The organism is Methanobrevibacter millerae, from assembly GCF_900103415.1.
Classification (GTDB): Archaea; Methanobacteriota; Methanobacteria; order Methanobacteriales; family Methanobacteriaceae; genus Methanocatella; species Methanocatella millerae.
Window position 1 is genome coordinate 40,777 of the sequence record NZ_FMXB01000013.1, and the last position, 12,348, is coordinate 53,124.

Below are 12,348 nucleotides of genomic sequence, written 5' to 3' on the forward strand. Positions count from 1 at the left end.
ATTAATTAAATTTTTTGAAATCGGAAAAATTCATGAAAAATTTTGAAAAATAAGAAACATTTATTAATGACTAATGTGAAATATTTAAATATTCTATTTATTATATAATTTTTATTTCGGAGGAATTTATTATGGTTCGTGCTTATACAAGAAGAGATTATATTAGAAAAACCCCAAATTCAAGAATCGTACAATACGATATGGGTAATTTAAGAGAAGAATTTCCAGTTTCAGTCAGTTTAGCTGTTAAAAAGCCAGCTCAAATTAGACACAATTCCTTAGAAGCAGCTCGTATTGCTTCAAACAGGTTAATGCAAAGGGCAGCCGGAAGGTTAGGTTATCACCTTAAGTTAAGAGTATACCCTCACCAAATCGTAAGGGAAAACCCAATGGCAACCGGCGCAGGTGCAGATAGGGTTCAATCCGGTATGAGAAACGCTTTCGGTAAACCTATCAGTGTTGAAGCTATTGTTAAAAAAGATCAAAGAATCATCACAGTTGATATTCAGCCAAAACACTTTGAAGAAGCAAAGATTGCATTGAAAAGGGCAGGTATGAAATTGCCAGTTCCTTGTAAAGTTGTTGTTGACAAAGGTGCAGAATTATTAAAATAGATTTATTTTAATTAATTCTATTTTTTACTATTTTTTTTCGTAATGTTTTTAACCATCTTTTAACAGAGTGTATTATATGTTTGAAACTTGGGATGAAAAATGGTTTTTATTAAAGCAATTAGTCAAAAGGGATTTCACTACAAAATATAAGGAATCTTTTTTAGGTATTATTTGGAGTTTTTTAAATCCATTATTAATCATGATTATTTTTACTGTGATATTTTCTGTTTTGTTTAGGCGGGAAATTCGTAATTTTCCAGTTTATTTTCTAACAGCCAGAATCATATATCAATTTTTTGTAGATGCTACTGGTGGCGCTATGAGATCTATTAGAGCTAATAGATCAATTTTAACTAAAATTTTTGTTCCAAGATATATGTTTGCTATTTCATCCATTTGTTATGAATTTATAAATTTTTTAATATCATTAATAATTTTATTTGGGGTCATGATAGTCACTGGCGAACATTTCCATTTAATGATGTTTGCTTCAATCATTCCATTTATTTTTCTTATCATAATGATTTTTGGTGTAGGTTTAATTTTAGCAGTATTAAACACATATTTCTCTGATATTGGACATTTTTATTCCATATTTGCTTTAATATTAATGTATGCTTCTGCTTTATTTTATCCAATTGAAATTGTACCTGCTAATGTTCAGGCTATTTTTACTTTAAATCCTTTATATATTGCAATATCATGTTTTAGGGATGCTATTATGTATCATGTATTTCCAGATATTTTGTCATTAATGTATCTTGCCGTATTTTCAGTAATGTTATTTGGTGTAGGATTTTTATTATTTAGAATTCATGAGAAAAAATTAGTTTTACAACTTTAATTGGGGAGTTAATATGAAAAAAAATAATAATTATGGATTATATTTTAATTCAAAACAGGATGGAAAGAAAATTATTAATCACCATTTTAATTTTAATAATATTGATGATGAAAAGTTTAAAGAAGAAGCATTGTTTATTTATAATTCTATAAATGAAGGAAAAATAGATTTAAATCCTGATGAAAAAGAAGAAATATTTCAAGAACTAGAATTAATTTTAAATCATTTTAATTCATCCCAATCAAATGAAAAATCTAAAGATTCACTAATTTCTAAAAATTTGGATAATGAAATTAATTCATATTTTAGAGTTAATCAAAATATGTCTGAGAAATATTCTTCTTCTGAAAATAGTTTTAATCCCCATGTTGAATCCATGGCTTTAAGTAATGATTCTGAGAATAAATCTTTGTTGGAGGGGAATATTGATAATAAAAACAATGAAAAATCATATATTGGGGATTTCATTTCTGTGGAAGATGATGTTTCTGGTGAGTTATCTGTTGTTGATGTTGAAGATGAGGAAGTTCCTACTGATGATGAAGTATTTGATGAACCATTGGAGATTAACATTGAAAAAGAGTTACCAATTCCAGAGGAAGGTACGGATTATGTGCTGGAAGATGCTACTGGTGAAGATGTAGCAACTAATGTTGTGGGAGAGGAACCAACTGAAACACAGAAGGTGTTAGATGAAAAATCTGGTGAGTTATCTGTTGATGATGCATTAAATGAGTTAGTCGATGATGAATCTTCTATATTAAATAATGATTTAGTTATTGAAGATTCTTTTGATGATTCTATTTCTGTGGAAGATGATGTTTCTGATGAGTTATCTGTTGTTGATGTGGAAGATGATGTTTCTGATGAGTTATCTGTTGTTGATGTGGAAGATGATGTTTCTGATGAGTTATCTGTGGATGATGCATTAAATGGTTTAATTGAAAATTATTCTAGTGAAGTAGCGATTAAAGTTGAAAATTTATCAATGCAATTTAAAGTTTCTAAAGATAAAATTGATACATTAAAAGAACTAATTATTAGGACAATTAAACGAAATAAATCTGAATCTAAAATTGTTACTGCATTGGATGGTATTTCTTTTGAAATTCCTAAAGGGGATCGTGTGGGAGTCATTGGTTTTAATGCGGCTGGAAAAAGTACTCTTCTTAAAGTTTTAGCAGGTGTTTATGATGCTACTGGAGGTACTATTGAAACTAAAGGAAAAATTGCACCATTACTTGAATTAGGTGCAGGTTTTGATTTTAATTATACTGGGAAAGATAATATATTTTTATATGGTGCATTTTTAGGTTATTCTGAAGATTTTCTAAAAGAAAGATATGATGAAATATTAGAATTTTCAGAGTTAGGGGATGCAATTAATTATCATGTTAAAACATATTCTTCAGGTATGAGGGCAAAATTAGCTTTTTCAATTGCAACTATTGTTGAACCAGATATTTTAATATTGGATGAGATTCTATCTGTAGGAGATATTAAATTTAGAAAGAAAAGTTCTGATAAAATACGTTCTTTAATAAATTCTGGTATTACAGTTTTACTTGTTTCACATTCTGTTGGTCAAATAAGAGATTTATGTAATAAAGCAATTTGGATTGATGAAGGTAAATTAATAATGTATGGTGAAGTAAATGAAGTTTGTGATGCTTATATAAAAGCAGCAGCTAATGCTACTAAAGATCAATTAGAAAATATACAGTTGAATTAAGGTAATAATAATGCACAAGTATAAATTTTCTATTATTACATGTTTTCGCAATTCTGAAAATTATATAAAAAAATCTCTTGAATCTATAATTAACCAAAGTATAGGCTTTGAAGAAAATATTCAATTAATTCTGGTTAATGATGGAAGTACTGATTATTCGATGCAAATTGCTAATGAATATGTGGAAAAGTTTCCCAATAATATTACATTATTATTTCAAAATCATTTGGGAATATCTTATGCACGGAATTTAGGATTAAAACATGCTGAAGGTAAATACATTAATTTTTTAGATATTGGTGGCCATTTATCTGAAAATGCTTTGAAAGATATTTTTGATTTTTTTGAAGAAAATTTTGATGAAATCGATGTTGTTTTCATTCCCAAAAATTATATTGGTAGATTAAATGATACTGATGAAACTACTCTTAATTTTCATGAATCATTTATCGGGAATTTAGAAAGGTTTCCTAACAATCCTTTGATTTCTATTTCATATTCATTTATTAAATATGAGTTGATAAATGATTATTATTTTGAAAATAATTTAATATGTTCTGAAGATTTATTGTTATTAAATAAATTATTATTAAACAAAAAAACTTATGGATTTATTCCTTTATTAAATAGAAAAAGACAGAATTTAGAAAATATTTTAGAAAAATTTTCATTCAATAATAAATGTTACACATATCGTATTAAAAAATATTATATCAATCTTTCAAAAAGATGTTTAGCTGAATATGGTAATGTTCCTAAATTTATTCAATATTCATTACTCTATGATTTATTAACTGTTCTTAAACAACCAGAATTAAACATTTCAGAAAATAAATGTGATTTTTTTAGGACTTTAAATGAATTTTTACAGTTTATTGATGATGATGTAATCTTTGACAATGAATATGTTGATGAAAAATTGAAATACTTTATATTATATCTTAAATATGGGGATATTGATTATGAAATTCATGATTTCAATGTAATAGCTAAAATTGAGGGTTATACATTAGATGAATTAAATATTCATAAATTTTGGTATGATAAAATAGAACTGGATGATGATAATTTACATATTTCTGCAGTATTTAATAGTTATTTTGACATAGAGGATATTTCAATAGTCGCCGTTAAAGAAAAAAATGGTGGATATGAATTATTTAAAGCAGCATTTATTGAAAATGATAAACATAAAAATACTAGATTTTTATCTGTTGATTGGAGTTATGCTTATCCATTTAATATCAAAATCCCTATTGATGATTTAATCGATTCAAAAATAAGGATTCGTGTAAATTACCATAAGAATGGTGATAACACTGATTTTGATTGGGACAATATTTCTTTTTCATATTTGGATGGTAACTTTACCCATAACTGTATCTTTTCTGATTATGTAAATAATTTTGTTAAAGATGATTTAAGAGTATCTTTTGAGGAGAGATCTTTTTTCATTAAAAGGGGATATAAATTTTCAGTAGTAATGGCTATTTATAATACTGAAGACTATGTTGGTGAAGCTATTGATTCAATCATAAATCAAAGTATTGGATTTGAAGATAATATTCAATTAATTTTAATAGATGATGGAAGTACGGATAATACGAATAATATACTTTCAGAGTACCAAAAGCAATATCCAAATAATATTATTCTTTTAACTCAAGAAAATCAGGGCCAGGCAACTGCACGTAATAATGGATTAAAATATGTGCAAGGTAAGTATGTAAACTTCCTGGATAGTGATGATTATTTATCCGAAGATGCCTTGGAAAAAGCATTCGCATTTTTAGAAGAGCATGAAAATGAAATTGATTTTGCATCCATTCGCCAAAAGCATTTTGGTAGAAAAGATAGTCAACACATGTTAAATTATAGGTTTAATGAAGGGGATAGGATTATAGATTTAATCGAAGAACCCAATAATCCCCAGCTTGCTTGTAATGCAGTATTTTTTAAGAATAATTTATTTAATAAATACAAATTCCCTGCAAATGTTGTGTCTTCAGAAGATGCGATAATGGTGAATAAGATTTTATTCGAAAAGAAAAAATATGGTGTTTTAGAAGAACCTGTTTATTATTATAGGAAACGTGAGGATTTAACTTCTACAATAGATTTAGTAACCACTCAAAAGGAATTTTTCACGGATAAGTTAAAATATTATTATTTGGAATTAATAAATTATTCGCTTGAAAAAGAAGGTGAAGTTCTTGAATTCATTCAATATATGCTGGCATATGATTTACAGTGGATGTTACAAGAACCAAATGTTGATATTTTGGAAAATGAAACTAAAATAAGTGAATTTTGGTATTATTTAAATCATGTTATTAATTTCATAGATTATGATGTTATTGTAAATAATAGAAATATTAATATACGTTTATTAAAACAATTCTTTATTTATCTTAAAAATGATGATATTTACACGGAGATTGCTCAAAATACTGCATTAATAAAGACCAAAAATTATGGGTTAGATGATTTCCAAGACCATAATATTTGGTTAGATATAGTGGAAATTCATAATGGATTTTTTAATATTTCGGGATTATTATATTCTCATTTTAACACGAATCATGTTTCAATTGGTGCTGTTAAAGAATCTTTGGATGGGACATACCAGTATTATGGTGGAAAAGATGTTAACTACACTTCTCGCCAAGATTTAACTTATTTGGGTATTACTTGGGAGTATAGACATACTTTTGATATTAAAGTCCCTATTTCAGAAGGTGAAGTTTCTAATATTAAGGTTAAAGCAACATATCATATAAATGGTGATAAAACTGATTTTAGTAAATCAAATGTGATAACGGCTTTTCATAATTTGGATTTCAATAAACATGCAGGTTTTTCAAATACCAGTAATTATTTAATTAAAGATTCTATGATGGCTTTATTTGAAGACAATAAATTTTTAATACGTCCATATTCATATACTCGGATGATTAAATATGAATGTGATGTTTTAGCAAGAATAATTAAAGAACATCAGAATCATTTCTTATCTGCAGTATTTTATAGATTTTTATACTTAATTTCATACCCATTTGTTTCTCGCAAACATAAAAAGAATCCTACATTTATATTTATGGATAGAATTGAATCTGCTGATGATAATGCATTTTATCTTTTCAAATATGCAGTATCTCAAAAAGATAATGTGAATAAATATTTTGCATTATCTAAAGATAGTAAAGATTTCTCTAAAGTTTCTAAAGTGGGAAAAGTATTAAAATATGATTCATTTAGACATAAAATGAAATATCTTTTTGCAGATAAAGTTATATCTTCACATACTTATCAATCCACAATTAATCCATTTTTCACTGATGATGAGGAAATATATTTATATTCAAGCATAACAAAACCAGATTCATATTTCCTTCAACACGGGGTTGCAAAAGAGGATTTATCAAGTTGGTTTTCCAAATATGATAAAAATGTACGTTTAGTGTTAACCTCAGCAGATTCCGAGCGAGAATCATTTTTACAGGAAGGATATAATTATGATGAGGATATCGTAAAAGCATTTGGTCTTCCTCGTCATGATTATCTTTGGAGTGATGATAAAAAGCAAATCTTAATAACTCCAACGTGGAGAAAAAATTTAAGGGGATCTAAAAGTCTTTTTATGGGTTCTGATTATTTCAAATCATTAAATGAACTTTTACATGATGAAAAATTAATTAATGTTGTGGAAAAATATGGTTTTAAGATTGTTTTTAAACCTCATCCCGAATTAGAACGATTTGTTAATGATGATGAGAGATATTTGGATTTATTTGAAATTGATGAAAGAATTAAAATAGTTAATGAGGTATCTTATCAGAAATTATTTGCTGAATCATCTCTTTTAATAACTGATTTTTCATCAGTATTCTTTGATTTTACTTATTTGAAAAAACCGCTCATTTATTATCAGCCAAATGATGACTATCATTATGAAGAGGATTATTTTGATTATGAAACTATGGGATTTGGTGATGTAATCACAGAAAAAGATATTCTAATTAATAAAATTGAGTTTTATTTAAATAATGGTTGTATTATGGAAGAGGAATATCAAAATCGAGCAGATACATTTTTCAAACATCATGACGGTAAAAACTCTGAAAGAATCTATGATTGGATAAAAAATCATTAATGTTGGTGATTTTATGGGATCTAAAGATTTTAATTCAATATATTTTTCTATTGTAATGGCATGTTATAATGTAGAAGATTATGTTTGGGAAGCTATAGATTCTGTAATTAATCAAAAATTTGATTTTAAGAATCATGTTGAAATAATATTAGTGGATGATGGTAGTTTTGATAAAACTTCAGATATTTGTAAAGAATATGTTGAAAAATATCCGGATAATATTAAATATTTTTATAAAGAAAATGGTGGTCAGGCTTCTGCAAGAAATTTTGGAATCAAACATGTGGCAGGTAAATATGTTAACTTTTTAGATGCTGATGATAAATTAATGGAAGATACATTAGCTAATGTTTTTGATTTTTTTGAAGAAAATTACTCTGAAATTGATGTGGTTTCTGTTCCAATGTATTTTTTTGAAAGACAAACCGGTGACCATCCGCTTAATTATAAATTTGAGGAAACTAAAGTAGTTGATTTAAATGTACAATGGAATTATCCTCAATTAGCAACTAATTCTGCTTTTATTAAAAAAGAAGTTTTAAATGATTTTCAATTTGATACTAATTTAATCAGCTCTGAAGATGCAATAATGGTTAATAAATTATTATTGGAGAAAAAAGCTTATGGTGTAGTTGAAAATGGGGGTTTATGCTATAGAAAACGTTTTGATGAAACTTCTACCATTGATACATCAAAATTGGATAAGCGCTTTTATCTTGGCCGTTTGAATGGTTTTTTTAAGGAATTGGTTGATTATTCACTTAATAAAGTTGGATATGTGCCTAATTTCATTCAATATGTTATTGTTTATGATATCAAATGGATGTTGATGTCTGAAGAGAGATTTGATGTATTAAATGATGAAGAGTTAATTGAATTTAATAATGGTGTTAATTATGTATTTAAATACATCAATGATGAAGTTATTGATTGTCATTTAAAAAAAGACCCTTGGAAAATAAGAAAATGTATTTATGAATTAAAGTATGGTGAAAGTGAAATTCTTCAAAAGGATGATGATATTGTATTGTGTACTAATAATGTTATTTTAGACGAATTATCGATTCATAGATTTTATTTGGACATAATAGAAATTAAAAATAATTATTTGTTTATTTCTGGTTTTTTAAAATCCTATTTTAAAAGTTCTGATGTTGATATCATACTAGTTAGTAAAAGTTCTAATGGTGAGGAAATATTTTCATCAAAAACTTTTAACTATTTTAATAGAAAAGAAAGTAAAATATCTGAATCATATATTAATTTTGATTTTAAAGTCCCTTTATCAATTAATGAGGAATATGAGTTTAATATTCAAGTTAAATCTAAAGAATTTGGTGATTCATTTGAGCTTCCGATTAGTTTTTTAAATTATGCTCGATTGTCTGAAGTGAGTAATTATGCAGTTTGGGATAACTATATGATTCATTTTAAAAATAACACTATTTTTATCATGCAGTACTCTTATTCTAAAATGTTTAAATGGGAAATTAGAATTTTATTGGTGATTTTAAGACATATTCCATATAATTGGTTTTCCACATTGTTTATCAGATTTATTTATTTGATTCTATTCCCTTTTTTTAAGGATAAAAAGATTTGGATGTTCATGGATCGTCGTGAAAGTGCTGATGATAATGCAGAACATCTTTATAGATATTGTAGCAACATTGATGATGGCATTAATAAATATTTCACTTTATTTAAAGATTCAAAAGATTTCAAGAGATTATCTTCATCACTAAAAAATATAATTTCTTTTTATTCAATAAAACAAAGGATTTTATATTTGTTTTCTGATATGATTATTTCATCACATCCTGACGAGTTTGTTTTAAATCCATTTTGGGGGAAAAATTCAAAATTATATTCTGGTCTCATTAATTCTAAAAAAATATTCCTGCAGCATGGAATTACAAAAGATAATGTGTCATTATGGCTTAGAAAATATGATAAGAATTTAGACATGTTAGTCACGGTTTCTGAAATGGAAGCACAATCCTTTTTAGAATATGAATATAATTATGATAAAGACGTAATAAAAGTATTGGGATTTCCAAGATTTGATGATTTGACTGATGCTTCTGATAAAAAGCAGATTTTGATAATGCCTACTTGGAGGAGAAGTATTGACCATCTCAAGAATGAACAAATTATCAAATCACTTTATTTCCAAAAAATGAATTCATTATTTAACAATGAACGATTCATTAAATTGGCACAAGACAATGATTATGATATTATAATCAAACCTCATCCTAAAATTATTGATATCATCAACTTATTTGATACAAATGATTATGTATATATAGATAAGACGAGCGGTTATCAAGATTTATTCAATAATTCTTCTTTATTAATCACAGATTATTCAAGTGTTGCATTTGATTTTGCATACATCAAAAAGCCAGTAATTTATTATCAATACGCAGATGACTATCATTTTGAGGAAACCTTCTTTGATTATGAAACAATGGGTTTTGGAGAAGTAATTTCAGATGAAGATGAATTAATCAACCTTGTTGATAAATATATAATAAATGATTGTGAAATGAAAGAAGAATATAAAAATCGTGTCGATAACTTTTATAAATTTAAAGATAAAAATAATTGTAAACGTGTTTATGAAGAAATTAAAAAATTATAATTTATATGTGGTTTAAATGGTTTTACCGAAAGTTTCGATTATTATTCCGATTTATAATCCTGGAGAATATTTCGTCAAATGTTTAGATTCGGCTATTAATCAAACATTAACTGATATTGAGATTATTTGTATCGATGATGGATCTACAGATGATTCAATTAACCTTTTAGAAAAATATTCAAAAAATGATGAAAGATTTAAGATATTTCATCAGGAAAATCTTGGTGCTGGTGCTGCAAGAAATAAAGGCATTGAAAATGCTAATGGCGAATATATTGTTTTCTTAGATTCTGATGATTGGATTGAAAAGGACATGTGTGAAAAATTGTATAATCATGCAAAACACTTGGATGTGGATTTGGTTCTATTTGATGTAATTTGGTATCATAAAGACAATAAAAAAGAGTTATTTAAGTATTTCTCTGAGGATGAGTTTAATCAGGATTATAATTCTTTTGTGTTTGATAGAAAATTTATTCATGAAAAAGTTGTGGATCCAAGTTTGGGCGTAATTTGGTCTAAATTTTACAAAACTTCCTTTTTAAAGGATAATAATATAAAGTTTTCCACATATAAAATTTATAATGACGTTGTTTTTCATTTTAAAACAATATTGTCTGCCAATAAAATTGCATACTATCCTCATGTTTTCTATCATTATATTAAAGTAGGCCAGCCGTCATTACAAACATCTTATCGCTGGGGTAAATATGAATCAACATGGTTTAATGTAATGATGGAAGTTCGTGAATTTTTGTTGAAAAATAATTTGATGGATGAATTTAAAATGACATTTATCAATTATTCATTTGTTAGTTTTGAAAGAAAACTTAGGGGCACAGATGAAAAATATAAAGAAGAGTTTTTTGAAAAAATAAAATATTTTTATGAGTCTTTTGATTTATCTATTGATGAATTTAAATCTTTGATTTTTCTATATCAAACATATTATGTGCATGTTTTATGTTCTGATGATTATGGAGAATTTAATAAAATGAATATTGTTTTTGATGGAAAAAATATTTCTATCTAATATGATTATTTCTTTTTATTCATATTGCTGATTTTCCTTAGGGGTGATGTAATTTTCCAACTTTTAGAAGATAAAATTTCTTTTTCTTTATTTTTTAGAGTATTATTATTTTCTTTTAGATTTTTGTATGAGCATTTTAACATATCATATTTTATATTTGTTTCATGTTGTTGTGTTTTAAGCTGATTGAGTTTCGTGTTTAATGCAGTATTTTCTTGAGTTTTATCTATTACTTTTTTATTAAGGTCATCTCTTTCATTTAATAAAATATCATAATCTTTTTTTAAATTAGTTAATTTTGATTCTGTTTCAATAATTTTTTTTTCAATTTTTTTATTTTCTTTATCCAATCTTTCATTTATTGATTGGTATTTGTTTAATTGTTTATTTATTCTGGTTTTATCTTCTTTTTCTTTTTTAATTAGTGACTCAAGATTTATTATATATTCTTTAAGGATATTCTCTTTTGAATTGTTTGTTTTATCACTATAAGTTGATTCTTTCATTGAAACACCTATTTATAAAAAAGTTATATTTATTTATATGATACGATTTTAATTATAATTTTTTATTTTTAGATTATTTAATATTTCTATTCTTTCCTATTTTCAAAAATTTTCCTTTATAAAAAATTTTAAATCAGTTAAATTATTTAATTGATGTTCTCCACATTATTTAAATAGAAGTTAATTAATAATATTTATATGAGGTGACTTTATGGAAAAGAAATCTTTAATTTTGATTATTGTTTGCATAATTGTATTTTCTTTTGTATTTTTGACATATGCAGGTATTTTTAATCAAGAAGAGTCTCTTCAAGTAGGTGAAATTAATTTTAAACTTCCTGAAGGTTATAAATATGTGGGTTTTGTTAAACAAGGATTTCCAAAAACAACTAATGGATTAGATTCAATTTATTTTGATTTTTATAATGATACGAATATTTCCAATCATGTTAAAGATTTTGTGAATGAATGTGATTCGAAAAATAGATCTGTTGCTGTATCAAATTTCACAACTAATGATATTTTTGTTTATAAAGCTGTTAGCAGTACTAATTCAAGCCATTATTGGTTTGTATATGGCGACAAAACATATACATTTTTCACTTGGAAAGAAACATTTAAAATAGATGATATTGCTCATTATTTAATAGATTCATCAGTAAAAAATTAAATTTTTTTTATTTGATGTATCTTCTATTTTTTTTCATTTTCAATTTTATATTAACTTAATCAATAGTTTCCTAAATATTCTTTGTTTAAAATAGGGCCTATTTTGAATATTCCTAAATAACCTGTTGTTAATATAATAATGTTTTTCTA

The 12,348-nt window shown here is 25.8% G+C and carries 8 protein-coding genes; 7 read left to right on the forward strand and 1 reads right to left on the reverse strand.

Translation table 11 applies throughout. The features are described 5' to 3' along the window. Positions 1–131 precede the first annotated feature (131 nt). From rplJ to F3G70_RS08225, 6 genes are all read left to right on the forward strand, one after another. Entirely contained in the window at positions 132–614 is a 483-nt protein-coding gene (gene rplJ, locus F3G70_RS08200) for a 50S ribosomal protein L16 (RefSeq protein WP_149732224.1), read from the forward strand. Between the two features lie 76 nt (positions 615–690). Next, positions 691–1,458 (forward strand): ABC transporter permease, encoded by a 768-nt coding sequence (locus F3G70_RS08205; protein ID WP_149732225.1) that lies wholly within the window; start codon positions 691–693, stop codon positions 1,456–1,458. Positions 1,459–1,471: 13 nt separating this feature from the next. Then, the gene (locus F3G70_RS08210; RefSeq protein WP_223166046.1) at positions 1,472–3,190 is read left to right on the forward strand and encodes an ABC transporter ATP-binding protein; all 1,719 of its coding nucleotides are present in this window, start codon (positions 1,472–1,474) and stop codon (positions 3,188–3,190) included. A gap of 10 nt (positions 3,191–3,200) precedes the next feature. Further along, complete coding sequence (locus F3G70_RS08215; RefSeq protein WP_149732226.1) at positions 3,201–7,343, forward strand: glycosyltransferase; 4,143 nt, start codon at positions 3,201–3,203, stop codon at positions 7,341–7,343. A 13-nt stretch (positions 7,344–7,356) separates the two neighbouring features. Continuing rightward, positions 7,357–9,990, forward strand: a complete 2,634-nt coding sequence (locus F3G70_RS08220; protein ID WP_149732227.1) for a CDP-glycerol:glycerophosphate glycerophosphotransferase — start codon at positions 7,357–7,359, stop codon at positions 9,988–9,990. A 16-nt stretch (positions 9,991–10,006) separates the two neighbouring features. Continuing rightward, a complete protein-coding gene (locus F3G70_RS08225; protein WP_149732228.1) occupies positions 10,007–11,023 on the forward strand; it encodes a glycosyltransferase family 2 protein in 1,017 nt (338 codons plus the stop codon). Between the two features lie 5 nt (positions 11,024–11,028). Here the strand turns inward: F3G70_RS08225 and F3G70_RS08230 are convergent, their stop codons facing one another. Beyond that, complete coding sequence (locus tag F3G70_RS08230; RefSeq protein ID WP_149732229.1) at positions 11,029–11,529, reverse strand: hypothetical protein; 501 nt, start codon at positions 11,527–11,529, stop codon at positions 11,029–11,031. Positions 11,530–11,740: 211 nt separating this feature from the next. Between F3G70_RS08230 and F3G70_RS08235 the strand changes: the two genes are divergently transcribed. Further along, entirely contained in the window at positions 11,741–12,199 is a 459-nt protein-coding gene (locus tag F3G70_RS08235; RefSeq protein WP_149732230.1) for a hypothetical protein, read from the forward strand. Positions 12,200–12,348 lie beyond the last annotated feature (149 nt).